The 24,223-nt window shown below is 48.6% G+C and carries 24 protein-coding genes and 1 tRNA gene; 14 read left to right on the top strand and 11 right to left on the bottom strand.

The genetic code is table 11. The features are described from left to right. Positions 1–237: 237 nt before the first annotated feature. Complete coding sequence (locus L4D79_RS10430) at positions 238–981, top strand: hypothetical protein (RefSeq protein ID WP_428650965.1); 744 nt, start codon at positions 238–240, stop codon at positions 979–981. 294 nt (positions 982–1,275) lie between these two features. Further along, positions 1,276–2,319: a tryptophan--tRNA ligase gene (gene trpS / locus L4D79_RS10425; RefSeq protein WP_428650963.1), complete on the top strand. Its 1,044-nt coding sequence runs from the start codon at positions 1,276–1,278 to the stop codon at positions 2,317–2,319. Positions 2,320–2,380: 61 nt separating this feature from the next. On the opposite strand, the gene L4D79_RS10420 is transcribed toward trpS, so the two are convergent. After that, the gene (locus L4D79_RS10420; protein WP_428650960.1) at positions 2,381–2,983 is read right to left on the bottom strand and encodes a 2OG-Fe(II) oxygenase; all 603 of its coding nucleotides are present in this window, start codon (positions 2,981–2,983) and stop codon (positions 2,381–2,383) included. Between the two features lie 114 nt (positions 2,984–3,097). Beyond that, the gene (locus tag L4D79_RS10415; protein ID WP_428650957.1) at positions 3,098–3,313 is read right to left on the bottom strand and encodes a TIGR02450 family Trp-rich protein; all 216 of its coding nucleotides are present in this window, start codon (positions 3,311–3,313) and stop codon (positions 3,098–3,100) included. 396 nt (positions 3,314–3,709) lie between these two features. Between L4D79_RS10415 and L4D79_RS10410 the strand changes: the two genes are divergently transcribed. From L4D79_RS10410 to L4D79_RS10395, 4 genes are all read left to right on the top strand, one after another. Further along, positions 3,710–4,384 carry a spondin domain-containing protein gene (locus L4D79_RS10410; protein WP_428650954.1) on the top strand — a complete coding sequence of 225 codons (675 nt, stop codon included), beginning with the start codon at positions 3,710–3,712 and terminating at the stop codon, positions 4,382–4,384. 9 nt (positions 4,385–4,393) lie between these two features. Further along, the gene (locus tag L4D79_RS10405) at positions 4,394–5,098 is read left to right on the top strand and encodes a spondin domain-containing protein (RefSeq protein WP_428650952.1); all 705 of its coding nucleotides are present in this window, start codon (positions 4,394–4,396) and stop codon (positions 5,096–5,098) included. Positions 5,099–5,192: 94 nt separating this feature from the next. Next, positions 5,193–5,957 carry a response regulator transcription factor gene (locus L4D79_RS10400; RefSeq protein ID WP_428650949.1) on the top strand — a complete coding sequence of 255 codons (765 nt, stop codon included), beginning with the start codon at positions 5,193–5,195 and terminating at the stop codon, positions 5,955–5,957. A gap of 37 nt (positions 5,958–5,994) precedes the next feature. Further along, on the top strand, positions 5,995–7,380 hold the full coding sequence (locus tag L4D79_RS10395) for a histidine kinase dimerization/phospho-acceptor domain-containing protein (protein ID WP_428650946.1): 1,386 nt from the start codon (positions 5,995–5,997) through the stop codon (positions 7,378–7,380). A gap of 66 nt (positions 7,381–7,446) precedes the next feature. Here the strand turns inward: L4D79_RS10395 and L4D79_RS10390 are convergent, their stop codons facing one another. Together L4D79_RS10390 and L4D79_RS10385 are read right to left on the bottom strand one after the other, a co-directional pair. Next, positions 7,447–7,737: a DUF3303 domain-containing protein gene (locus L4D79_RS10390; RefSeq protein ID WP_428650944.1), complete on the bottom strand. Its 291-nt coding sequence runs from the start codon at positions 7,735–7,737 to the stop codon at positions 7,447–7,449. A gap of 148 nt (positions 7,738–7,885) precedes the next feature. Further along, the gene (locus L4D79_RS10385) at positions 7,886–8,125 is read right to left on the bottom strand and encodes a hypothetical protein (RefSeq protein ID WP_428650942.1); all 240 of its coding nucleotides are present in this window, start codon (positions 8,123–8,125) and stop codon (positions 7,886–7,888) included. A gap of 177 nt (positions 8,126–8,302) precedes the next feature. Here L4D79_RS10385 and L4D79_RS10380 point away from each other — a divergent pair, with 177 nt between their 5' ends. After that, positions 8,303–9,463: a hypothetical protein gene (locus L4D79_RS10380; protein WP_428650939.1), complete on the top strand. Its 1,161-nt coding sequence runs from the start codon at positions 8,303–8,305 to the stop codon at positions 9,461–9,463. A gap of 61 nt (positions 9,464–9,524) precedes the next feature. Here L4D79_RS10380 and L4D79_RS10375 read toward each other — a convergent pair whose 3' ends face one another. From L4D79_RS10375 to L4D79_RS10365, 3 genes are read right to left on the bottom strand one after another with little or no spacing between them, the layout of a single operon-like run. Then, positions 9,525–9,776 (bottom strand): hypothetical protein, encoded by a 252-nt coding sequence (locus L4D79_RS10375; RefSeq protein WP_428650936.1) that lies wholly within the window; start codon positions 9,774–9,776, stop codon positions 9,525–9,527. Positions 9,777–9,808: 32 nt separating this feature from the next. Next, positions 9,809–10,267: a GNAT family N-acetyltransferase gene (locus L4D79_RS10370; RefSeq protein ID WP_428650933.1), complete on the bottom strand. Its 459-nt coding sequence runs from the start codon at positions 10,265–10,267 to the stop codon at positions 9,809–9,811. 14 nt (positions 10,268–10,281) lie between these two features. Then, positions 10,282–11,190, bottom strand: coding sequence for a LysR family transcriptional regulator (locus L4D79_RS10365; RefSeq protein WP_428650931.1), 909 nt, complete (start codon positions 11,188–11,190; stop codon positions 10,282–10,284). 159 nt (positions 11,191–11,349) lie between these two features. Here L4D79_RS10365 and L4D79_RS10360 point away from each other — a divergent pair, with 159 nt between their 5' ends. Continuing rightward, a complete protein-coding gene (locus L4D79_RS10360) occupies positions 11,350–12,327 on the top strand; it encodes a zinc-dependent alcohol dehydrogenase family protein (RefSeq protein ID WP_428650928.1) in 978 nt (325 codons plus the stop codon). 82 nt (positions 12,328–12,409) lie between these two features. Here L4D79_RS10360 and L4D79_RS10355 read toward each other — a convergent pair whose 3' ends face one another. Continuing rightward, the gene (locus tag L4D79_RS10355) at positions 12,410–12,952 is read right to left on the bottom strand and encodes a nucleotidyltransferase family protein (RefSeq protein WP_428650925.1); all 543 of its coding nucleotides are present in this window, start codon (positions 12,950–12,952) and stop codon (positions 12,410–12,412) included. A 26-nt stretch (positions 12,953–12,978) separates the two neighbouring features. Next, positions 12,979–13,311: a tRNA-binding protein gene (locus L4D79_RS10350; RefSeq protein WP_428650922.1), complete on the bottom strand. Its 333-nt coding sequence runs from the start codon at positions 13,309–13,311 to the stop codon at positions 12,979–12,981. 257 nt (positions 13,312–13,568) lie between these two features. Here L4D79_RS10350 and ebgR point away from each other — a divergent pair, with 257 nt between their 5' ends. The 5 genes from ebgR to L4D79_RS10325 all read left to right on the top strand — a co-directional run bounded on the left by ebgR (position 13,569) and on the right by L4D79_RS10325 (position 21,636). After that, on the top strand, positions 13,569–14,552 hold the full coding sequence (gene ebgR, locus L4D79_RS10345; protein WP_428650919.1) for a transcriptional regulator EbgR: 984 nt from the start codon (positions 13,569–13,571) through the stop codon (positions 14,550–14,552). 346 nt (positions 14,553–14,898) lie between these two features. Next, positions 14,899–18,000, top strand: coding sequence for a beta-galactosidase subunit alpha (gene ebgA, locus L4D79_RS10340; RefSeq protein WP_428650916.1), 3,102 nt, complete (start codon positions 14,899–14,901; stop codon positions 17,998–18,000). A gap of 3 nt (positions 18,001–18,003) precedes the next feature. Next, the gene (locus L4D79_RS10335; protein ID WP_428650913.1) at positions 18,004–18,456 is read left to right on the top strand and encodes a beta-galactosidase subunit beta; all 453 of its coding nucleotides are present in this window, start codon (positions 18,004–18,006) and stop codon (positions 18,454–18,456) included. Between the two features lie 93 nt (positions 18,457–18,549). Next, a complete protein-coding gene (locus L4D79_RS10330; RefSeq protein WP_428650910.1) occupies positions 18,550–19,983 on the top strand; it encodes an amino acid permease in 1,434 nt (477 codons plus the stop codon). Between the two features lie 225 nt (positions 19,984–20,208). Next, entirely contained in the window at positions 20,209–21,636 is a 1,428-nt protein-coding gene (locus tag L4D79_RS10325) for an amino acid permease (protein ID WP_428650907.1), read from the top strand. Positions 21,637–21,764: 128 nt separating this feature from the next. Here L4D79_RS10325 and L4D79_RS10320 read toward each other — a convergent pair whose 3' ends face one another. Continuing rightward, a complete protein-coding gene (locus L4D79_RS10320) occupies positions 21,765–22,658 on the bottom strand; it encodes a LysR family transcriptional regulator (RefSeq protein ID WP_428650904.1) in 894 nt (297 codons plus the stop codon). A gap of 125 nt (positions 22,659–22,783) precedes the next feature. Between L4D79_RS10320 and L4D79_RS10315 the strand changes: the two genes are divergently transcribed. Next, positions 22,784–23,983: an NADH:flavin oxidoreductase/NADH oxidase family protein gene (locus L4D79_RS10315; RefSeq protein WP_428650901.1), complete on the top strand. Its 1,200-nt coding sequence runs from the start codon at positions 22,784–22,786 to the stop codon at positions 23,981–23,983. A 99-nt stretch (positions 23,984–24,082) separates the two neighbouring features. Here L4D79_RS10315 and L4D79_RS10310 read toward each other — a convergent pair. Continuing rightward, positions 24,083–24,173 (bottom strand) — tRNA-Ser (locus L4D79_RS10310). Between the last annotated feature and the right edge of the window lie 50 nt (positions 24,174–24,223).

Here is a 24,223-nt window from a genome sequence, read left to right as displayed (position 1 = left end):
ATATAGGCTATTAATTTCAGATACTTAATGACCATAATTTTGAGTATAGTTAAAAAACACGAAAGAAAATAAATGCTTGTAGCCGAATATCAATTCTCAGATCTGTCGCACAAATTTACTACTAGATACTATCTACCCCTCACCTGAAATACCGCTTCGGCCAGTCGCCGAATTCCAATTAAATGCTAGCCTTAAACGTGGAGTTAATATCCCCCCTACAGAATGGAAGGAATTAATATGAATCTGAACGCCAAATCGGCTGTACTCATTATTTCAGCCATTGCTTTAATCTCCCCCTCAACTATCGCAGCCCAGATCTCTGATGCTGATTTACAAGCAGCGATGGAAGCGAAATTAACCGAGCAATTGAAAGATGAAAAAGTTGCCGCTCACACTGCTGAGTTCATCATGAACAACTTGCTAACCTGGCAGGGTGAACCCCTTCCACTCGATCAAGCTGATAGCATCATTGCCTATGCTTTCGGTAACCGAATTGCCGAAAATGGCAACCAATCACCCGGTCCAATGAACAAAGCACTTGCTGATACCGTCGTGGAAATATACGGAAAAATAGGTAAACCAGTCTATGCCCAGTGGGAAATCGCACAGGAAATTGGCGATCGAATTGATGCCAAAGATCTCACCGCGATATACCCCAAGGTCGGTGGTGATGGCACGATCATTTATCTGAGTACCATCGGTGTTGCCGAAGAGATCGTTAAGCTGGCAGGAGGAACTGATAAGCTCGGCAAAGCCGTTGTTGTCGGCTTCTATGAACACAGCCTACGTACCATCAACACAACCAAAGATGCCGGCATTGAAGCCTACGCCCCAGAAGGCATCGAACTGCCCCATGACTATGATGAGCAATCAGGCCAGCCGTGGACCCGAGATGCATTAATTTTTGTGATGCACGAAATCCGCAACCGAGGAACCAATGAGCGCACTAGGCTCATCGAGCAATCGAACCAAGAAAAGTAGCGCTTTCGGTATCTTTATCACCACTCACCACAAGCAAATACAGTACGGCAAAACACTTGTCCAGCTGTGCTGTATTCGCATCGGGGTTGACCCTGCCGAAAATATAATGATAAGTTGCAAGCATGCTTATGATTATTACCAAGCCTTCAATCAACTTTTCTTGGTGGCACTCTCTTCTTTAAGAGCGGTGCTGAATAGTCATATTTGTTCAAAGCCGCCGGAAGGCAGGCTACGAACTACATACCTCTTGTCTCCGGCGTTGATTTATCTACTAGCCATTTACCGGAGACAACAATGCAAGATACCTCTAACAACGCAACGCCCCCAAATATGCCGCTAACAGGCCAAAAGATCCTTACCGGCGATCGCGCAACAGGACAGCTGCACCTCGGCCACTATGTCGGCTCCTTGCAGCAACGTGTTGAGTTACAGCATCACAACCAACAAACTATTCTTGTCGCGGATATGCAAGGGTTAACAGACAATGGTAATACCCCCAGCAAAGTCGCCGACAATATCCTTAATGTGGTGGCTGACTACCTAGCCGTAGGGATTGACCCCGCCAAAACCACCATCTGTTTACAATCTGGAATTCCAGCCCTCGCCGAGTTGACGATGTATTACGCCAATCTGGTATCTATTGCCCGGCTCGAGCGGAACCCGACCGTAAAAAATGAGATCCAGGGTAAAAACTTTGGCCGTGCGATCCCTGCCGGATTCCTGACCTACCCGATCAGCCAAGCAGCCGATATCACTGCGTTCCAGGCGCAATTAGTGCCTGTCGGCGACGATCAGCTGCCGATGCTGGAGCAAACCAATGAAATTGTCAGAAAAATAAACACACTGGCAAAGGACAATATTCTGGTTGAGTGCCAGCCCTTGCTGAGCACGGTCAGCCGGTTACCCAGCGCAGATGGCAAAAGCAAGATGTCTAAATCCATGGGCAATGTGATCACCCTTGATGCATCCGATAGCACCATCAGCAAAGCGGTAAAAGCCATGTATACCGACCCGAGCCACCTTGCCATAGACCAACCGGGGCAAGTTGAAGGAAACGTTGTCTTTACCTACTTAGATGCATTCCACCCCGACTCACAATATATCGCTGAGTTAAAAGATCACTATCAGCGCGGCGGATTGGGCGATGGCAAAACGAAGCAAATTCTTACCGACTGCCTGCAAACGCTGATTGCGCCAATACGCGCCCGTCGCCAAGAGCTTATTGCTGATAAAGGCTATCTCATTGAGGTGCTGAAAAAAGGTACCGAGAACGCGAGAGAAGAGTCCGCACTGACTCTCGACAAGATCAAAGCGGCATTTGGACTAAATCTTATCTGAAATGAAGCCATACTCCGCATTCACAGAGTATGGCTAATAGCAATTTGAATGAGTCATACTCTTATTGTGCAATATCCAAGGTGTTATTTTTCACACCATTAATACGGAACCAGCCTGCAATGCTGTAGCGTTCAACATGGCTCGGTAACACTTCATGGGGAAATTGCTCAGATAGAAAGACAAATAGGCGACCTGATTTAGGTGCGAGCTTCAACAACTCTCGATCATCCAGATCGTATACCACCAGCTCACCACCATCTTCTTCGGACCAACTGTCATTCATGTAAAAAACAGTGGTCAAGCGGCGATTTTCATTGCCTTGGAAACAGTCGAGATGCTTCTGATAAAAATCCCCTTTTTCGTATTTGGCAAAATGGGCTTCATATTCAAACAAGCCGAGGAAGAATTGTTGGTTCACTTCACGGCGAATCACTTCCATCCTTTCCAGAAAATCCTGAGCCGCAACGCCTTGATCGGCTGCTAGCCAATGGATCTTATCGCTACGGATGGATGATTCACGAGCAACTTCATCATTGCGACCAATTCGGGCCTTGGTCCATTTCTCTGGCAAACAAGACTTCAGATCGTTCACTTGTTCAGGGGAAAGGAAATCATCCCAGACGAAGTAACCCTGGGTCGCAAGCGCATCAATTAACTTCTGCATCACTGTTTCACAATTTTAGGAAAGGATGCGGGTTATATAACCGATAACGCCTAGCGACAATTCGGGTTGTTAATGCTGTCGATGAAAATTACTCACCGCGATTATTTCCACCCCTTACTTCCAGCCCATCAGCCATCGGCTACTGTCTTTTAATTCACGCCAGTCCAGTTCAAACATTCGATGATTGATCACCGCTTGAATGAGACAGCTGACGACCTTTTGATTGTCATCATACTCGACGTCAATGATCATGAAGTGCTTCTCTCGCCCTTCAACTTCCACTTTGGTCCATTTGCTGCCATACAGCGATTTGGGGTGTACCCGGTTCATGGCAATCTCCAATAAATCTTTTCTACGTAATCTAATCAAACACAGATTAATCCTCAAGAGAAGAGTTCCTAGATACAAGAACCTAGATCCTGGGTCCTGGGTCCTGGGTCCTGGGTCCTGGGTCCTGGGTCCTGGGTCCTGGGTCCTGGGTCCTGGGTCCTGGGTCCTGGGTCCTGGGTCCTGGGTCCTGGGTCCTGGGTCCTGGGTCCTGCAAAAGCATTTACTGGTAACTATACAAACTCAAGCTCTTATTCTTTCGCTTTTCTTAGGAACTAGGATCCGCTCTTCCCAGGGTCTGGGTTTCCCCCTTTGTGAGAAATTTGTGAGGATTTTTGGAGAGTCCTGCAAGATTTGTTCGCCATAGTGAAGGTAACTTACCAACACAGGGAAAGAACAATGAACAAGACACTCACTGCCCTCTCTCTCGCGGCAGCTTTCATTAGCACAGGCGACACCCAAGCGGCAGAAATAGATGTCACGATCACCAATGCAACCAAAAATATTTACTTTACGCCTTTATTGGTTGCAGCCCATAGCAGCGATATTTTCCTATTTCGCAACGGCGAAGCGGCTGGTTCTGAAATTGAGCAGATGGCCGAAGGTGGGGACATAGGCCCACTATCATCCCTTGCCAGTAATGCTGGAGCCGTTGTTGTCTCCGACCCCGCAGGCGGGATCCTCAACCCCGGGGATTCAGCCACTGCCAGCATGGATACCAGCGATGCCGATAGCCTGACTATTACCGCAATGCTCCTACCCACCAATGACGGCTTTGTTGGTTTAGATAGCTGGCCAATCCCGTCCACACCCGGTACTTATACCGTCCGCCTAAACGGTTACGATGCCGGTACTGAAGCCAATGATGAGCTAGCAGCAAGCATGCCCAACCCACCTTTCATCAACTTTGGCTCCGGTGGTACGGGAGTCGAAACCGCAGTAACCAATGACAGTGTCCATATCCATCCAGGTAACCTCGGCGATTCCGACCCTGCCGGCGGCATCAGTGATATCAGCAGCACCGCTTACCGCTGGCTCAACCCTGTTGCTGTTGTTACGGTTACCGTGAAGTAAGGAGGCAGCATGAAGAACTATCGCGTACTCTTACTCGCTGCCAGTGTCACACTGTTGGCTGGCTGCCCAATTGATTCGGATGACGACGACCCAGCGCCCCCGGGAGAAACGCTCGCCACTTTCAATGTTGAAGTTAACAACACTTCTGCCAACCAGCCATTGTCACCTTTGGCAGTGATTGGTCACAGTAGCGACTACCAACTATTTACTATCGGCCAACCCGCCTCAGAAGCACTCGAAATGCTCGCCGAAAGCGGTGATAACAGCGCCCTACTGAACGAACAAGCTGAAGGTATTTCGGTGCAAGCAGCAGGGAGCGGGGTGATCCTACCCGCCAGCAATGACGTTGTAACCGTGACAATGGATACGACAGCATCCCCTTACCTGTCTGTTGCCAGCATGCTGGTCAATACCAATGATGCCTTTGTCGCTGAAACCGCCATGGACGTAGCCGGCTTGGCCGTTGGCGATACCATACGTATTGCCATGCCGGCATGGGATTCAGGCACCGAGGCCAATGATGAAGCCGCCGGGACTATTCCGGGCCCTGCCGCTGGTGGGGAAGGGTTCAACAGCGAGCGCAACGATGACGACCGGGTCTCTTTTCACCCCGGCGTGATCAGCAAAGATGACGGTTTGAGCACCTCGGTACTGGATGCGACGCACCGTTTCCAAACGCCCGCAGCCCAGCTGATCATTACCCGTACCGAGTAAGGAAAATAGACCCACTCTCATTATTGGATGAAAGAAACTAGCTGCCATCCGGTCATCTGAGGGAGCCAGCTCCTTCAGATGATTGGGTATCACAATGACGCTTGCAGAAAAACAGGTACCAGCCGCTATGATCCTCATCGTAGAAGATGACAATGATCTTGCTGATCTAATCAACATGCACCTGTCCTTCCAAGGACACGACGTTGTTCGGGTAACTAGCCTACAGCAGGCAAAGCTCGCACTGGCAAAGCACCCTTTTGATCTTATGGTGCTCGACCGCGGACTGGAAGACGGTGACGGTTTGAGCCTGTGCCAAGGGATCAGACAGCATCAAATCGGCAGCCAGCCATGGTTACCGGTGCTGGTGCTAACGGCGAAGGATACCGAAAAGGACAAAGTGGAAGGGCTAGAATCTGGGGCGGATGACTACCTTACCAAGCCCTTTAGCGTGCTGGAGTTCCAAGCAAGAGTCAGGGCGATGCTACGCCGCCAGAACTTTAGCAAAGAGGCTGCCAATGATACGGAACTTGCCACTCAAGCGCACGATGACAGTCGCGCTAATATATTGAACTTTGGTGACTTGATCATCAACCCTGCCACCCATCAAGTTGAGCTCAAGAACGATGCTATTTCCCTTACCGCCACTGAATTTACCTTACTGCATTTCTTGGCTAAGAAGCCGGGTCGGGTATACAGCAAAGATGAGTTACTCGAAGCCGTTTGGCAAACTCAATTTTCCGGTTACCACCATACAGTGTGTAGCACCATTAACCGGCTAAGAACCAAACTCAACGCCAGCAATGAAGAGCACAAATACATCCACACCGTGTGGGGCGTTGGATACAAATTTGAGGCCTGAAAATGGATGGCAGGTGCAATACTCTAAAGAGGCTGCTATGAATTTTAAAACCAGGCTTGTCCTTCTTACTGGTTGTTGGTTCTTGCTATCCATCGTGGTGATTGGCAGTTTGTTCAATTACCAACAAACCTATGTTGAGCAACGTACACAGCAGAACCTGCACCGTGAATTGGCAGCGCATATGCGGGACGATAGCCCCTTAATGGAAGGCAGCAACTACAACCCCAAGGCGCTGAAATCTATATTCCACACCTTGATGCTACTAGGCCCTGATTTTGAGATTTACTTTCTCGATAACGACGGTAATATCAAAAGCCATGCTGCACCAGAAGGGAAAGTGATTAGCCAACAGGTAAACCTCGCACCGATACGCGCTTTCCTCGCTGGTAAGCCTTTTCCTATCTTAGGCGATGATCCGCGCAACGCTTCAGGCCAGAAAGTCTTTTCTGTCGCGCCAATAACGCAAGGTAATGCAACACTCGGCTATTTGTACGTAGTGATTGGTAGTGAACAGCGCGCCCTTGCAGCCAAATTCAGCGATATCGACTCAATACTCCATTCTCCGGTAGCTTGGGTTTCCTCGGCCGCTTTAGTGCTTGTTCTTGGTTTCAGCTTAACGGTATATATACTCACCAAAACAACCTTACTCAGCCCTATAAGGCAAGTCGCACAAGATCTTAAGACGCAGGCTGAAAATGGCTATCGCCTAAAACCCGAAGCCATGCTCAATGTGGCAGAGCTTAAACCCATCGCTAAGCAGATGTACCTTATGGCACGCACTATTTCGCAGCAGTTCCTCCAGCTTCAACAACAAGAGCAAAAACGCCACGAACTGCTGGTACAACTCAGCCATGATCTCAAAACCCCGCTTGCCAGTGTGCTGGGGTACCTTGAGACCTGGCAGATTCAGGCCACCCAGCCCGATCCGCTGATTAACACCGCCCAGCGCAATGCCTTGAAATTATCTGAGCTATTATCACAGCAAATTGATATCGCCCGCCAGCAATCCGTACTCACCGAGCCGAAATTTGAAGCCTTGAAGCTTGGCCATATACTTCAGGATGTCATTGATACCATGCAGCCTGTGGCGAGCAAAAAACAGGTCGAGCTGGCCTTAAATATTCCCAAGCATGATGCGGTCTTCGGCGACAGGCAGTTACTACAACGGCTGTTTACCAACTTGTTCGACAACGCCATTAGGCACGCACCATCAGCCAGTACCGTACAACTCACTATCAACCCCGAACCCATTGGACTGGGTATCTCACTGCAAAATGACATCGACCCGCATGCCCCCCATGGCGCAATGGGGCTAGGCACCAAGATCATCCAATCAATTTTGATGCTGCATCAAAGCCAGCTCAACACCAAACAGGACAACCGGCATTTTGAGCAATCCTTCAGCCTTCCTCTTCCCACCTAGTCACCACTTCGCCTGAAGCGGAATGAGGAAGGCTTTTTTACGGCTTTCGCGAACACCTAGGAACGGTTAGAGCGAAAGCCTCTCACCCATTTCACGGGCCATCGCATCGTCAACCACGGGCTGCACCGTAATATCCATTTCATTATTCCACTTCAGTGCATAGGCAGTAACGGCTTCTGCACTGTCGGACTCCACGATGCACACCCCCGTCCCACTCACCAAATCATGCCAGCGACCAATCAACTTGATTTCAGGCCCCATCAACGCTTTGTCTTGTTCTTCAGTCAATTTAGAGAAGTGTGCGAGTACCGGATGCAGCCGACCTTGATAAAGCTGCCATGAAATCAGGAAAGTCATTAGATACCTCTACAATCACGCTATTTAACGTGAGTAGAGTATAGTTGGTGATGCCCAGCTCACCTTAGTGAGTGTGGGCATCAGCATTTGCAAAATAGGAATCAATTTAAGAGGAAAGAGCTAACATCAATAAGGGAAAGTAGAACGTTCAAAGGAATACAAAACGTTGGATATATTGGAAGAACCGAGTACGTTTAACACTTCGTATTTTGTCTAACGCCTCTTCTTCTTTGAGGTGTTCGCAGTAGCAAAGAGAGTCAAGTTTAGAGCGATCGACCGAGCTGAGACGGTAAATCTCACGTTCAATAATGGCCAAACACTCTGGCTTAGTATAACCAAGGGCTTGCAGCTCATGGACGGCAGGCATATCAATACTGGACAGTTTCATTGTATTTCTCCTTTACAGAGAACCTAGAAATACACAGCTTTAAATCAGCATAATTTATGCCGGAATTTTCTCTCTTTGTTAATCTCCGCTCCAATTCCTCCCCACCTGACAGTCCGATGACATTGCTTTCGCCATATTTTTGTATCTTCCGCAAAAAAGCAGATGGCAGGTTTTATTATGAAAAGCAGCAATTTACTTCTACCGATAATTATAAGCGCCGCCCTTGTTGGCTGTGGCTCTGATAGCAGTGACAATAGTAACGGAGGCGCACCGACGCCAACCGATGCAACCCTTAACTTTGGTGTAATCAACCAGCTTGACTCACCGACAAGCGTGAACAAAAATTTCGATATCACAAGCGATTATAGCGATTCAACTTGTCATCATGGCAAGTGCCTCAGTGACGTTGACGAAGCGGTTATTGCTTTCAACTATGTCTACCTGAAGAAAGTCGGTGGCAGTGGCAACGACGCTACCTGCGATCAAACCGGTGAATGCGAAGCGTACCACATAACCTTTGAAGAAGAGGCGAATGAACTGCGCATGATCGATGTCGTGAATGCCAACGGTGACAATGCCTACCCGCTTTTCCAGGGGCTTAAAATGTCACCGGGCGACTATCAAATGTGCCTTTATATCAACGGTCAAAAACAGGGCGGCACACAAGTCGACATAGACTACGATTCACATGTGCGGGATATCGACGGTAGCTATCTTCACCTGACCTCGCCTAGCCAAGGTTCGTGTGCCGGTGCCCGTCCGCCACAGAATGCCCGCCCGACCGGACGCTTAGTCAGTCAGCCATTTACAGTGCATAAAGGTTACAACAACCTCGCGTTCTGGTTTAACTTGGAAGAGACACTGCAGTACAACAAAAACCATGACTGGCGTTTCCTCAGCAGCAAAGATTTCGAAATCGTCCATGTCGATGATATCCCAGAGCGACTAGGCCATATTCGTGGCACCATCGATATCGATTCCATCCAAAGCCTGTGTCATGAGAACAACTATGATTCCGTCGATGCTGTCTACCTTTACCGCGGTGATACCACTGAACAGCAAATGCTGGGTTTCCATACTCCAAGGCTAGGCAATGACGGTGAACGTCGTCCGAAAGAATCTGCTGCGGTTGCCGTCCCTTTGATTGAAGACCCTGCCGGTTTGCAGGCTCAGTTTAGCTTCAACGACGTGTATGCTGGGGAGTATGCTGTCGGGTACACCTGTACCACGCAGTACGATATTGAGGAAACCAACGGTTCAGGGTTTGAAATCTACGACTCCCGTAACAACATCATCGTAGAGCCGGGACGTACGACTAGCGTGACGTTTTCTTTTTAAGTTACAGGTATAAAAGGCCGCAACCGCGGCCTTTGTACTATCCAGTTTCGATATACCACAGTCAGTTAATATTGATTTCGCCATTGCGAACCAATTTGCAAAACTGCGAGTAATCGTGACTATACACGCAAAATGCCTGCGGCAAGGTCGTCCCAGCTAAGAAATTATCGAATGCTTTACGGGTATCGTCGGGCAAACCGGTAGGATCAACGACTTTAAAAGGGGCATCCGGTATCGAAAACTCTTTAAGCTCTGGTAGCAAGGAGTCAAAATCAGTAGCCATAGAATCATCACCTTCAACAGTTATGTTCATGATGCCTTCTGAGTATAGCCAACCGCCTAGCTCTACAGTGGCATTTCTAACTTTGGCCCAACCTCTGTAAACCCGCACTTCAGATAAAACTGTAAGGTTTTCTTCCAAGCCGGCTGAGACGGGGCACCGACAGCCAAATACTTCCACCCCTTGGCGATAGAAAACGCCTTGGCATGCTCAACCAATGCAGCGCCAACGCCTTTACTGCGCAGATCCTGCGAAATGTAGACTTCCATGATTTCACCAAAATAACCGCCTGCAAAAATCGCGGCGTTTTGGCCAACCGTCAGCAAGCCAACCATATCTCTGTTGGCATCAACGGCTTTGAAGACCCAATACCTGTCATCTTTCATCAGCTCTGTGCTGGTTTCAATGAATGTTTGCAGGCAGAGCTGCTCGACGTCATCTCCCCACAGCTCACATTCCATTTGGTAAATCATTGTGCCTATTTGGGGGGAATCGCTCGGTGTCGCTAATTCAATCGTAAACATGTAATCCCTTTATATCAGCTATTCTTGCCGTGTAACTTCTCGCCATGTATCTTCTCAATCAGGTAGTCGATAAACACCCGCACTTTGGGCGATACCATCTCCCGCTTGAGGTAAATGGCATACGTCGCGGTTGGGGTCGCCTGTGGGCTAAAATGATAATCCGCCAAAACTCTATTCAACCGACCATCCGCCAATTCATTGGCCACGGCCCAGTAAGGGATAAGTGCGATACCACAATGATTAAGCAGTAGCTGCTTTTGGCCATTAACTGTATTCACTTCAAGCCCAGTGCCGATATTGAGCTTTTCCAAGTCATCCCCCATCAGATACCAGTGCTGCCATCCTGCATAGCCATACCTAATACATTGCTGCCCAGCCAATGAAGTCGGAGAGACAAGCTCTGGAGCAGCCTTGAGGTACTCAGGACTGGCACAAAGAATAAAGTCATTATCTTGAAGTTTCCTTGCCACCAACGAAGAGTCCGCCAGCTCACCGCTTCGGATCGCCACATCAATATTATCTTCTATCAGATCTGTAACTCGCTCACTCAGCTCAAGGCGGATCTCAACCTCGGGGTAGCGCTGGCGAAACGCATTGATCAATGGCAGCACAACAGCCTCGCCATATCCCACCGTTGAGCTGACCACTAGCTTTCCCTTTGGAATATCCTGCAAATCATTGATGGTTCTGCGCGCCTCATCGAGACTAGCAACAATATGCTGCGAGAAGCTATAGAAAGTCTGTCCGGCCTCGGTAAGCGATACGGTTCGGGTATTGCGGTTAATCAACCTTACGCCGAGCTCTTCCTCCAACGCCGCCAATTGGCGTGAAACGGAAGAAGGCTGTACATCGAATACCCGGCTGGTTTCAGAAATACTGCCGGTTTCCACCACAGCATTGAAATATTGCAGTCGTTTAATCATCTTGTGCCTCTATTTAGACTCACTATTCTACCAGCGTATACATCTAAATAACGTTAATACTATTGCTTAAAAAGCAAAATACACTTGCTGAACAGCGCATGGTTTGCATCTATCGCAATCATTAGTATGGACCCCGCTTACAAACACGAGGGTAATACAATGAAAGCGATGATTATTAAATCACTGGGCGATGCCAATGTTTTCCAACTGGCTGAGCGCGACAAGCCTAAAGCACAAGCAGGCCATGTGGTGGTCGAAGTAAAGGCGACCAGTGTCAATCCGCTTGATACCATGCTCCGCTCGGCTGAAACCCCATGGTCAGCAAACTTACCGGAGATCCTACACGGTGATGTTGCCGGTATCATTGTTGAAATCGGTGAAGGCGTTGAACAGTTCAAGGTCGGCGATGAAGTCTATGGCTGTGCTGGCGGCATTGCCGGTACACAAGGAGCGCTGGCCGAGTACATGCTGGTTGATGCTGATTTGATGGCGCACAAGCCTCAAACACTCTCTATGCGCGAAGCCGCTGCTCTGCCACTGGTATCGATTACCGCGTGGGAAGCGCTGGTAAGTAAAATGCATATCAAGCCCGGTGACAATGTGCTTATCCACGGTGCAACCGGCGGTGTCGGCCACATTGCGGTACAACTTGCGAAAGTGCTGGGCACAACCGTTGCCACCACTTCACTCGGTAGGAATATCGACCTTGCCCACACCCTAGGTGCCGACCATGTGATCAATGCCGAGCAGCAATCGGTAGAGGATTACACCCAGCAGCTAACTGATGGGCTAGGCTTTGACGCTATCTTCGACACCATTGCCGGGGACCACATCCAAAACAGTTTCAAGGCTGCCCGCTATAACGGTAAAGTGGCGACTATCCTGCCGATCAGTGATCCGCTTCAGGTTGCCCTTAAAGGACTGAGCTTCCACAGTGTCCTGATGCCAATACCTCTGGTGTATGGCATCAACCGCAAAGCCCACGGCGAAATCCTTACCCATATAGCCAAATTAGTCGATGAAGGCCAGATCAAACCCATTGTTGACGAGAGCCAGTACAGTATTTGGGAAGTCAGCCAAGGCCACCTGCGCCTTGAGTCCAAACAAGCGACAGGTAAGGTTGTGCTAACGGCCTGATTTACTTCCCCTCTCTGACCTTGTCGGCTGAGGGGATTATTTTATCGGTCTCTGGGATAAGCTCAGGCCTAAATCTATGAACCTATTTCACTTGCAGCTTGGGCCAGTGTTCAAGCCACCCTTTGCCGTTTACCCGCTCAGTAAAAAGTGACAAGGGACGTTTGGGGTTTGGCGTAAGGTACAATGCAAGCAAGGACTCAAAACCAAACGCAGCAATCCATTCATACTCACCGAAGCCGTTACGGCGAACACCGACCGCTGTTTCTTTCTCAGGCCAGTAGCTCATGGCATCCAGCGTACTCAGATAGGGAGTATCACCATTACGATGATGCATCAATGCTTGGTTTCGCACCTGCCATTGGCACCCAGGCAGCATTTTTGCCAACCGGCGCTCATAAGCAAGATACAGGCTGGGATCGTCTTCATCTGGGTCGAAATACACCACATCTAGATCATTGAGCGGTGTGGGCTCAATATAGCCATGCAGGTGATCCCACACCAAATTGCGGACAAACCCTGCCGCTAAGTAACATTGAGGTAAGTTCAGCAGCTGAACGCACTCAAGTGCATTGCGCCTGTTTTCATCTTGTTTAAGCCACTCAGAGATAAGCTCATTAGCCCGCATCAATCACCATTTCCTTACAAGGTACCTTAAACGATTTTGATCCCCGCCGGCATCGCACGCTCAGGGGTCAGCAATACACTTTCCGACTCGTCATCGGTTTCGGCACATAGCAGCATACACTCAGATGTTTCACCGCGCATCTTCGCTTTGGCCAGATTACACAGCACGACTACCTGCTTGCCCATCAGCTCTTCTTCGGTGTAGTAAGGCACCAAGCTGGTCACCGTCTGCAGGGTACGTTCACCAACATCGATTTGGACAATGTAAAGTTTGTCGGCGTTTTGGTGACGGGCCACTTCGATAATTTTACCGGTGCGGATTTCCAGCTTAGCGAAGTCTGAGTAAGCGATAGTGTCCATTGTACATTTCCTTATCAAGTAAATTTTACTAAAACAACTTTAACTTACCAGAAGCCGCAAAGATGGCAAGCTCTCGCGTTCTTTTTTTGACCTATACGCACACTGACGCAGCAACCTGATTGTTCGGTTACTCATAGACCCACGGTTAATTTGAAATGATTTTAGTAAAACGTAGAACTTCACAGGGTAGTTTGTTTACAATAACAGGATTGATAGACCGCTCACGGTGAGTGAGCCTTGCCAATGGATACAAGTAAATGGCGACACTGAAAGACATCGCGACTGAAGCGGGAGTATCTCTGGCGACGGTATCACGGGTACTCAACGATGACCCAACACTAAGCGTTAAAGAAGAAACCAAACACCGAATTCTCGAGATTGCAGAAAAGCTGGAATACAAAACCAGTAACTCCAAAGCATCAGCAGCCAGCAAGAAGCAGCAACAGCACTTCATGGCTGTTTATAACTACAAGCAAGAAGCTGAAGTTAATGACCCTTACTACCTCTCAATTAGATATGGTATTGAAACCCAATGTAGCAAGTTAGGTATTGAGCTAACCAATTGCTATAACGGCGAAATATCCAATGAGCACAGCAAGGTGAGCGGTATTATTTTAGTCGGTCGCAACAGCTCGAAAGTGCTCAAGAAAGTAAAAACACTTTCGGACAACATCTGCTTTGTCGATTTCAGTGATACCAACTCTTCGCATGATTCTGTCGATATCGATCTGGCCCGAGTTAGCAAGGAAATCACGGACTTCTTTATTGAACAAGGCTACCAGCGCATTGGCTTTATTGGTGGACAAGACTTACCGGACGTAGCTGATATCCGCGAAGAAGCGTTTGCCGAATACGGCCAGCTCAAAGGTGTTGTCTCTAACAATGATATCTACCGGGGAGAGTTTACTAGCTCTTCCGGTTACAAGCTGGCGAAAAAAATGCTCGCTAGCGCTGATTATCCGGCAGCGCTGTTTGTCGCGTCAGATTCAATCGCCATTGGCGTATTGCGGGCTATTCACGAACACGGCCTGCGGATCCCTGATGACATTGCCTTAATCAGTGTTAATGATATCCCAACGGCGAAGTTTACCTTCCCATCACTGTCTACCGTTCGCATTCACTCGGAGATGATGGGCATTCAAGGGGTGAACTTGCTGGTTGAGAAAATCCGCGATGGTAGAACACTACCTCTGCAGGTATATGTGCCAAGCAAGCTAAAGCTGCGCGATACCACAAAATAACCCCTTTCCAGAAAATACCGTAAAGCGCTGAATATCAGCGCTTTTTTATTATCTCTACTAACCTATCCACGCTCTACCTCCCTCCAAAACCACACGCCAACCGTCCCTCTGTACGGTAAACCATTGACGCAATAAAACCTTTCTTTGCTAAAAATCACCCTCCTGAATTTTCTTAATCACCATCACACTATTGAGCTATAGAACAGTTAAAACCGTGATCGAGTTAAAGCATCTTTCTTTTACCGATTCTATTTAGTAAAACTTTTACTAAACTGATTCGCAAGTTACCTGACCAACATCCTGGTCATGGCAGAAAAATACATCGGTATCGAACCGGAGGCATTTCGTGAACAATTGGGAAAACTTCCTTCACCTACATGAGAACCGTCTTGCACCTCGTGCATACTTTTTCTCATACAACTCTCTGGCTAGCGCTCAGACTTTCCAGCGTGAACTAAGCAGCCACTTCATGTTGCTTAGCGGCCAATGGCAGTTCCAATATTTTAATCACCCGTTACTGGTACCCGAAGAGTTCTACTCGCGTCCAATGACCGACTGGGGCCAAATCACGGTACCTAACATGTGGCAAATGGAAGGCCACGGTGATCTGCAATACACCGACGAGGGCTTCCCGTTCCCGATCGATGTGCCTTTCGTTCCGACGGATAACCCGACCGGTGCCTACCAGCGTACATTCACGCTTGGCGCAAACTGGCAGGATAAACAAACCATCATTAAGTTTGATGGCGTAGAAACCTACTTCGAAGTGTATGTTAACGGCGAATATGTTGGTTTCAGCAAGGGCAGCCGACTAACTGCCGAGTTCGATGTCAGCCAATATGTTCAGCAAGGTGACAACCTACTTTCAGTCCGGGTAATGCAATGGGCCGACTCGACCTACATCGAAGATCAGGACATGTGGTGGACTGCCGGGATCTTCCGCGATGTATACCTTGTCGGTAAAGAGCAGGTCCACGTCCAAGACTTCACGGTTCGTACTGATTTTGCCGATAACTACCAACAAGCCACACTATCTTGCACGGCTGAGATTGAAAACCTATCAGCACTTCAGGCATCCGGCTATGCATTGGAATATGCGCTTTATGATAAGGGGCAAACCATTGCAGAAGGTGCAACCCACCTAACTATCGATGACAAATCACAGACACAGTTTGCTATCGAGCTCGATAACCCGACCCACTGGACAGCCGAAAACCCTTACCTGTACCAACTTGTATTGACGCTGAAAGACAACCTCGGCAACACCGTGGAGATCATCCCGCAGCGTGTCGGCTTCCGCGATATCAAAGTGCGTGACGGCCTGTTCTACATCAACAATCAATATGTCATGCTTCACGGTGTCAACCGCCATGACAACGACCACCTCAAAGGCCGTGCTGTAGGCATGGATCGCATCGAAAAAGATCTGATCCTGATGAAACAGCACAATATCAACTCGGTCCGCACTGCGCATTATCCTAACGATCCACGTTTCTACGAGCTGTGTGACATCTACGGCCTGTTCGTGATGGCTGAAACCGATGTCGAAACCCACGGCTTTGCCAATGTCGGCGATCTTAGCCGTATCACCAATGACGTGGCATGGGAAAGCGTGTTCGTCGACCGTGCTGTGCGCCATGTTCACGCCCAGAAAAACCACCCGTCCATCATTATGTGGTCAATGGGTAACGAATCCGGTTACGGCTGCAATATCCGCTCAATGACCGCAGCAACCAAAGCGATTGATAACACCCGTTTGGTGCACTATGAAGAAGATCGCGATGCGGAAGTGGTCGATGTGATTTCAACCATGTATTCCCGTGCCCAGCTGATGAATTACTTCGGAGAACACCCACACGAGAAGCCACGCATCATCTGTGAATACGCCCATGCCATGGGTAACGGGCCGGGCGGCCTGACCGAATACCAAAACGTGTTCTACCAGCATGACCACATCCAGGGTCATTACGTTTGGGAATGGTGTGATCACGGCATTCTCGCCCGCGATGAAAACGGCACCGAATTCTACAAATACGGTGGCGACTACGGTGACTACCCGAACAACTACAACTTCTGCATGGATGGCTTGATCTACCCAGACCAAACACCGGGGCCGGGCCTGAAAGAGTATAAGCAAGTGATTGCGCCAGTGAAAATCCGCGCTATCGATGAGCAGGCAGGTACATTCCTGGTTGAGAACAAACTGTGGTTCTCCGATCTCAATGATTACACCATTACCGCCGATATCCGTGCCGAAGGTGAAACCCTGCGTACTGTACAGTTCAAGATTGAAGATCTTGCAGCAAACTCTGGCCGCGAAATCACTATCGCCATCCCTGAATTGGACGAGCGCGAAGTGTTCATCAACTTCACTGTACGCAAAGACAGCCGCACGCTATATAGCGAAGCCAACCATGAAATTGCGGTATATCAGTACCAGCTGAAAGAAAACACAGCAACTGAATCAAGCTTTGTCAATCACAATGCCACTCCGCTGAGGGTGGAAGAGAGCCGCCTCAGCACGCTGATCACAGGCAATAACTTTGCGCTGAGCTTCTCGAAAATCAACGGCAAGCTGACCTCTTGGGTTGTCAACGGTGAAGAACTTATCCAGTCAGAGCCTAAGCTGAACTTCTTCAAGCCAATGATCGACAACCACAAGCAAGAGCACGAAGGCCTGTGGGAGCCCGCTCACCTGCAAATTATGCAGGAGCACTTCCGCACCATTGACGTGACAGAGCATGCGGACTGCATCGAAATCACCACCACCAGCATTGTTGCCCCACCGGTATTTGATTTCGGTATGTGCTGTAAATATCGCTACCAAATCAACGCTGACGGCCAGCTCAACATTGAGTTAAGCGGTGAACGCTACGGTGATTACCCACATGTCATTCCGGTTATCGGCCTGGACTTGGGGATCAACGGTGACTTTGACCAGGTGAAATACTACGGCCGCGGCCCTGAAGAAAACTACCAGGACAGCAAGCAGGCGAACCTGATAGATGTCTACCAGAGCACTGTTGCCGATATGTTCGAGAACTACCCGTTTCCGCAGAACAACGGTAACCGACAGCACGTTCGCTGGGCTGCGCTCACCAACCGCCACGGTGCTGGCTTGTTGGTGAAACCACAGCAAGAAATCAACTTCAGCGCGTGGTTCTACACCAACCAGAACCTGCATCAAGCCCAGCACACTATCGAGCTGGTAAAGAGCGGCTACATCACCCTGAACCTTGATCACAAGCTGATGGGATTGGGCTCCAACTCCTGGGGTAGCGAGGTACTTGATTCTTACCGCGTCTACATGGATGAGTTCCGCTACGGCTTAACCCTGCTGCCTTTACAGGCCGGAGATTGCAGTGCGCAGGCGATGGCAAACCATGACTTTGGCAACGGCTTTTTTACCGCCCCAGCCGAACTAACACAATCCGTAAACGAGGCGTAAATCATGATCGTGCTAGAGAGCCTAGAGCAATTCAAAGTGGTATACCGCGATGGCCGTAAATGGAACCGCTGTGTCGAAGCCATTGAAAACATCGCCAACATCAAAGATGGCGTGATGTATTCCATCGGCGACTCACTGGTTTACATGGTTGAGGACGGTGTTGCCCGCCATACCGAAACTTTTGAAGGCAACCGCCGTTACTTCGATGTCCACTACTACCTGGAAGGCCGTGAAACCGTTGAGTTCGCTGACAAATCAGAGCTTGAAACCGTTGAAGCCTACCGCGATGAAACAGACCGCGAGCACCTAACAGGACAAGGCGAAATCCGTGAACTGTGCGAAGGCCAAGTCGTCATTTTCAACAACAGCAAGGCGTATCGCTTCTGTGGTGATAACCGGGTGCGCAAGGTCGTACTGAAAGTGACCATCGAAGATGGCTACTTCCTAAATAAGTAAAAAAGACATTCAAAAAAATAATAACAGAAGGGCCCGGTTACGGCCGGCAGCCCTTCAATACCCTAGATATAACGTGACTCTTCGGAGATAAAAATGTCTGATACAAAACGTAATACGATAGGCAAATTTGGCTTGCTATCCCTGACATTTGCAGCAGTATTTAGCTTCAACAATGTCATCAACAACAACATTGAGATTGGCTTGGCGTCGGCGCCAATGTTCTTCCTAGCCACGCTCTTTTACTTTATTCCGTTCTGCCTGATCATTGCTGAGTTTGTCTCGCTCAACAAAGACTCAGAGGCTGGTGTTTATGCGTGGGTGAAAAGCTCCCTAGGAGGGCGCTGGGCATTTATTTCTGCTTACACCTACTGGTTCGTTAACCTGTTTTTCTTTACGTCGCTACTACCCCGGGTTATCGCCTATGCGTCGTACGCCTTCCTCGGTTACGAATATATCCTGACACCGTTCACCACCACTGCGCTGAGCATGATCCTGTTTGCCTTCGCCACCTATGTCTCGACTAACGGTGCGAAAATGCTGGGCCCTATCACGTCAGTCACATCTTCATTGATGCTGCTGCTGACCATGTCCTACATCCTGCTCTCAGGTGCGGCGCTGTTCGGTGGCGTTCAACCGGCAGATCCTATCACCGTTGAAGCGATGATCCCTGAGTTCAGCTGGGCATTCCTTGGTATTACAACCTGGATTTTCATGGCTGCCGGTGGTGCCGAATCCGTCGCGGTATACGTTAACGACGTCAAAGGCGGCTCAAAGTCTTTCGTCAAAGTGATCATCGTCGCCGGTATCATCATCGGAGCGCTGTACTCGGTCGCATCGATTCTTATCAACGTGTTCGTTTCAAGCGAAGAGCTGAAATACACCGGTGGTTCGGTACAGGTCTTCGAAGGCATGGCGAGTTACTTCGGCCTGCCGGAAATCCTGATGAACCGCTTTGTCGGTTTGGTTTCCTTCACCGCGATGTTTGGCTCACTTCTGATGTGGACAGCAACACCGGTCAAAATTTTCTTCTCAGAAATCCCAGAGGGCATCTTTGGTAAGAAGACCGTTGAACTGAACGAAAACGGTGTTCCAGCCCGCGCTGCATGGGTGCAGTACGCCATTGTCTTCCCACTGATGATTATCCCAACACTGGGCTCAGACACAGCGCAAGACCTGATGAATACGGTGATCAATATGACCGCGGCAGCTTCAATGCTTCCACCACTGTTCATCATGATCGCTTATCTGAACCTACGCCTGAAACTCGACCATCTGGAGCGTGATTTCAAAATGGGCTCGCGCAAATTGGGCATCGCCGTGGTGTCGGTCCTTATCGGTATCTTCTCTGTCGGATTCCTTGCTTCAACCTTCCCGACTGGTGCAGACATCATAACCATCATTTTCTACAACGTGGGTGGCATCGTGATCTTCCTTGGCTTCGCCTGGTGGAAATACAGCCAGTACGAGAAATCTCTCGGTGATGAAGAGCGGATGAAAGAAGCCGCACCTACATTGGCCATGAAATAAACCGAGTAAGTAAAGCGGTAGAGAAAGCCCAATGTGGCTTTCTCTACCCCATCGCGACACCGATACCGCAAGACGGATACAGCGACACAGCAAGAATAATGCGCTTGAGCTAATGGACAGCACAGCCAAGTGCTGTTATACCCAAGTAACCTTCGGGCACCTCCAGGTTACTTAGGTATAACCACACAACATCAGGTCCTAACAGACACAATAACGGAGGACACAATGTCTGAATCCTTACGCGGCACGATTGGCAAGTTCGCTTTGCTATCGATGACGTTTGCTGCCGTCTTTAACGTACGCAACATCGTAAACAACAACATCGAGCTGGGCTTGAGCTCTGCACCTATCTTTTTGCTGGCAACCGTTGTCTATTTCATTCCGTTCGTCTTCATTATTTCTGAATTTGTTTCAGCCAATAAAAACTCGGAATCGGGTATGTATGACTGGCTGAAAAAGCCACTGGGCACCAAAGCGGCTTACCTTGGCTCTTTCCTTTATTGGTTTGTGAACCTGTTCTGGTTTGTCTCGCTACTGCCAAACGTGATCGCCTATGCGTCCTACGCCATGCTAGGTTACGAATACACCTTCTCGCCAATGGTCACCTCGATGATCTCGATTGTACTCTTTGCTGCCGCTACCCACATTTCAACCAAAGGGGCGACTTGGCTAGGCAAGATTTCTGAAATTGTTGCTTACGGTGTGTTTGCCCTGTTCGCTATCTACGTCCTCGGCGCATTGATGGCACTCGGTGGCGATTACACCCCTGCAGAGCCAATCACTATGGAAGCAATGACCCCAACCATTAACTGGGCAACGCTGGGTATCATGTGTTGGATCTTCCAAGCAGCTGGCGGTGCTGAAACGGCGGCGGCTTACCTGAAAGATGTAAAAGGCGGCCAGAAAGCCTTTATCAAGGTCATCATCGCAGCCGGTATTCTGATTGGTGCGATGTACGCTGTCGGCTCACTTCTGGTTAACGTCTTCGTAGCCCGAGAAGATCTGACGTACGCTGGCGGTATGGTCGAAATCTTTACCGGTATGGCAAACTACTTCGAAATATCACAAGCTCTAGTTGGCCGCTTTGTCGGTATCATCCTGTTTATCGCGATGTTTGGCTCGATGATGATGTGGACAGCCGCTCCGGTGAAAATCCACTTCTCTGAAATTCCAAAAGGTGTTTACGGTGAAAAAACTACCGAGCTAAACGAGCACGGTGTACCGGTTCGCGCCGCTTGGTGGCAGTTCGCATTCGTTGTTGTAATGCTGGTCATTAACGGCTTTGGTTCAGAGTCTGTACAAGACATGATGAACCAAGCCATCAACCTGACAGCAGGTACGGCAATGCTACCGCCAATCTTTATCATGGCAGCCTACTTCGTTTTCCGCTGGAAGTATGACGATACCCCACGTGACTTCCGCATGGGCTCTCGCAAAGTAGGTATGGGCATTGTCTCAGTATTGATTGTGATCTTCGTTGTAAGCATGACGGCATCAGCCTTCCCAACTGGCGTTAACCTGGTCCGTGCGTTCTTCATCAACGTCTTTATGACTGCGGTATTCTCGGGTATTGCTTGGTGGTGGATCTCCCGCTTTGAAAAAAAGCAGGTAAGCAAAAGCGTGGCGACTGAGCAAAAGGCAGTGACTCAGTAAGGTAATAGCCGATTAATGAATACAACAAAGCCCGCAGTAAGAGCTGCGGGCTTTTTATTTGATCCAAAAGCAATGAAACTATGGCGGATGGTAAAACATCTGACTGCACAGCATTGTACCGAAAACCATTAATCGATCATTTGAGCAACTTTTTCCCTTAGTAGCTCTCTAAAAGCAATCACTGCAGGACTAACCTGCTCTCTGGTCGGGCAAATCAAATGTAGTTCAACCGACGGTGATTCATAGTCGGGTAAGAGCGATATGAGTTGCCCACTGCGTAGGTCTGAACAGACATCTATCAGAGCGCGATACACGATACCTTTGCCCTCAACAGCCCATCGCCTCACGATATCGGTATCATTACTGACTCTATTGCTGTTCACTTTGATTTTGTATGACCCGATATCGTCCTTATACGCCCAATTGTTAAAAAGGCGGCCTGCACGACGGTGTAATAAGCAGTTATGTTCGCGCAAATTTTCAGGATGAGTGAGTTCACCGTATGTCGATATATAAGCCGGAGACGCGCAGGTGACTCTTTTCATCGTAGCAATATGAAACGAAATCATCGTTGAGTCTTCTGGTTTGCCATACCGAAGCGCTATATCAACTTGCTCCAGAAAAAAGTCTGAGATGAAGTCACCAACAGTCAAATCGATCGACAATAAAGGATGTTCTTCCAGAAACTCATCTATCCAAGGAAGGAGAATATTGCGTCCTAAGTCAGATGAGACAGAAAGCCTTAACGTACCGCTGGCAGTACCTTGTGCCTGATGCGCCGCTATTCGACCTTGATCTAAACTCTCGAGTGCCTTACGGCAATGAAACAGGAACTGCTCCCCTTGCGGGGTGATTCTTAACTGCCTTGTCGTTCTAATAAAGAGTTGGATACCAAGCTGATTTTCCAGCCTTTTAAGCGCAGAGCTGACCGCAGCAGGCGTAAGGCCCAGTTGATTTGCGGTTCCTGTAATGCTGCCCGTTTCGACTATTCGAATGAACAGATTGAGATCTGACGTATTCATTATTAACTTATTTTTAATAGTATTTGAATTTTTAGCACGTTTTTAGTTTAGTTAAGTTGGTTGATAATGTCTCTATCGCGATGAAATAACGCCTTACTATAAATACGGGTCTATCGGAGATAGAAATGATTCAGCAATTAAACAATTGCGACTTACTCAGTCGCCCTTTAGAACTCCCATGCGGTGCAATCATCAAAAACCGTCTCGTAAAATCAGCTATGTCGGATTCATTAGCGGATGGAGAAGGTAACCCGACGGATGCTCAAAGTCGGCTCTATGAACGATGGGCTGAGGGTGGTATAGGACTGTCGGTAGTTGGAGAAGTCCAAATCGATCCTCGATTTCCTGAAAATCCAGGGAATCTGGTTTTAAGCCATCAATCGAGCCTAAAGGATTTACAAAAATTAACCTCTAGGGCGTCGATTAATGAAGCCCATATCTGGCCTCAGTTAGGTCATGCGGGAGGGCTTGCGTATCAGCCCCTTAGCCACCCGAAAGGGCCATCCCCCCTTGAGATCAATGAATTCCAATGCTCAGGTATGACAGAAGATGAAATATCGCAACTGCCAGAGAGGTATGCCAGAGCAGCGATAATAGCAAAAGAGGCGGGATTCACAGGTGTTCAGGTTCATGCCGGTCATGGTTTTTTACTCAGTCAGTTTCTTTCCCCGTTATTCAATCGCCGAAAAGACCAGTTCGGAGGTTCAATAGAAGCACGCAGTCAGATTATTGTGGAGATCATTGAAAAAATCCGACTGGTGGTTGGTCGATCTTTTCCTATAGGAATTAAGCTAAATTCTTCTGATCAATTAGAAGGAGGCTTAACTCAAGAAGACGCTTTAGAGGTCATTCGTATCCTAGACAAGACTTCTATCGATTTGATTGAGATAAGTGGAGGGTCATATTTCCCAGGAGCAAAATCCAGCTATGACAGCGTATCAAACGGCCCATACTTCATCGACTTTGCGTTAAAAGCTAAGAGCATCACGAAAATTCCGCTAGTGGTTACTGGAGGCTTTAAAACCAGAACTCAGGCAATAGACGCCTTAAATTCTGGTGCGTTAGACTCAGTAGGATTGGGGCGCATATTGGTACTCAAGCCAGCTCTACCCAATCAGTGGGTAAGCGGTGCTGATGTTATAACTGACTTTCCAAAATTCGAGTCACCACCTCAAGGAGGAGTCACGGCATGGTACACAATGCGTTTGACTGCGGTAAGTAATGATAATGAAGAAGACTTCAGCCCAGAACTGTTGCCGGCAATTGAAGCATACGAGGAGCGTGACAAGTCTCGTATTACGAAATGGCTAGCTAAATACCAATAGTATTGTTGTAGACAGCGCTCAGCTGGCAGGCCTAAACAAACTTGTACCGAGCTACAGGTATAAAAAAGCCCAGCATCTCTGCTGGGCTTTTTCAAAATTTGGCGGAGAGATAGGGATTTGAACCCTAGATACGCTACAAACGTATGCCGGTTTTCAAGACCGGTGCTTTCAACCACTCAGCCATCTCTCCTTTGTGCGGCGTATAATATAGAGCCCGTTGGGAGTTGTAAATACCCTAAA

The organism is Photobacterium satsumensis, from assembly GCF_050336935.1.
Taxonomy (GTDB): Bacteria; Pseudomonadota; Gammaproteobacteria; order Enterobacterales; family Vibrionaceae; genus Photobacterium; species Photobacterium satsumensis.
The sequence above is the reverse complement of the archived record's forward strand: the minus strand, read 5'-3'. Positions and strand labels throughout refer to the sequence as shown.

Bases quoted from the DNA above. Each gene is read 5' to 3' on its own strand.
- L4D79_RS10430 (WP_428650965.1), top strand. From the start codon at position 238: ATGAATCTGAACGCCAAATCGGCTGTACTCATTATTTCAGCCATTGCT.
- trpS (WP_428650963.1), top strand. From the start codon at position 1,276: ATGCAAGATACCTCTAACAACGCAACGCCCCCAAATATGCCGCTAACA.
- L4D79_RS10420 (WP_428650960.1), bottom strand. From the start codon at position 2,983: ATGCAGAAGTTAATTGATGCGCTTGCGACCCAGGGTTACTTCGTCTGG.
- L4D79_RS10415 (WP_428650957.1), bottom strand. From the start codon at position 3,313: ATGAACCGGGTACACCCCAAATCGCTGTATGGCAGCAAATGGACCAAA.
- L4D79_RS10410 (WP_428650954.1), top strand. From the start codon at position 3,710: ATGAACAAGACACTCACTGCCCTCTCTCTCGCGGCAGCTTTCATTAGC.
- L4D79_RS10405 (WP_428650952.1), top strand. From the start codon at position 4,394: ATGAAGAACTATCGCGTACTCTTACTCGCTGCCAGTGTCACACTGTTG.
- L4D79_RS10400 (WP_428650949.1), top strand. From the start codon at position 5,193: ATGACGCTTGCAGAAAAACAGGTACCAGCCGCTATGATCCTCATCGTA.
- L4D79_RS10395 (WP_428650946.1), top strand. From the start codon at position 5,995: ATGAATTTTAAAACCAGGCTTGTCCTTCTTACTGGTTGTTGGTTCTTG.
- L4D79_RS10390 (WP_428650944.1), bottom strand. From the start codon at position 7,737: ATGACTTTCCTGATTTCATGGCAGCTTTATCAAGGTCGGCTGCATCCG.
- L4D79_RS10385 (WP_428650942.1), bottom strand. From the start codon at position 8,125: ATGAAACTGTCCAGTATTGATATGCCTGCCGTCCATGAGCTGCAAGCC.
- L4D79_RS10380 (WP_428650939.1), top strand. From the start codon at position 8,303: ATGAAAAGCAGCAATTTACTTCTACCGATAATTATAAGCGCCGCCCTT.
- L4D79_RS10375 (WP_428650936.1), bottom strand. From the start codon at position 9,776: ATGAACATAACTGTTGAAGGTGATGATTCTATGGCTACTGATTTTGAC.
- L4D79_RS10370 (WP_428650933.1), bottom strand. From the start codon at position 10,267: ATGTTTACGATTGAATTAGCGACACCGAGCGATTCCCCCCAAATAGGC.
- L4D79_RS10365 (WP_428650931.1), bottom strand. From the start codon at position 11,190: ATGATTAAACGACTGCAATATTTCAATGCTGTGGTGGAAACCGGCAGT.
- L4D79_RS10360 (WP_428650928.1), top strand. From the start codon at position 11,350: ATGAAAGCGATGATTATTAAATCACTGGGCGATGCCAATGTTTTCCAA.
- L4D79_RS10355 (WP_428650925.1), bottom strand. From the start codon at position 12,952: ATGCGGGCTAATGAGCTTATCTCTGAGTGGCTTAAACAAGATGAAAAC.
- L4D79_RS10350 (WP_428650922.1), bottom strand. From the start codon at position 13,311: ATGGACACTATCGCTTACTCAGACTTCGCTAAGCTGGAAATCCGCACC.
- ebgR (WP_428650919.1), top strand. From the start codon at position 13,569: ATGGCGACACTGAAAGACATCGCGACTGAAGCGGGAGTATCTCTGGCG.
- L4D79_RS10335 (WP_428650913.1), top strand. From the start codon at position 18,004: ATGATCGTGCTAGAGAGCCTAGAGCAATTCAAAGTGGTATACCGCGAT.
- L4D79_RS10330 (WP_428650910.1), top strand. From the start codon at position 18,550: ATGTCTGATACAAAACGTAATACGATAGGCAAATTTGGCTTGCTATCC.
- L4D79_RS10325 (WP_428650907.1), top strand. From the start codon at position 20,209: ATGTCTGAATCCTTACGCGGCACGATTGGCAAGTTCGCTTTGCTATCG.
- L4D79_RS10320 (WP_428650904.1), bottom strand. From the start codon at position 22,658: ATGAATACGTCAGATCTCAATCTGTTCATTCGAATAGTCGAAACGGGC.
- L4D79_RS10315 (WP_428650901.1), top strand. From the start codon at position 22,784: ATGATTCAGCAATTAAACAATTGCGACTTACTCAGTCGCCCTTTAGAA.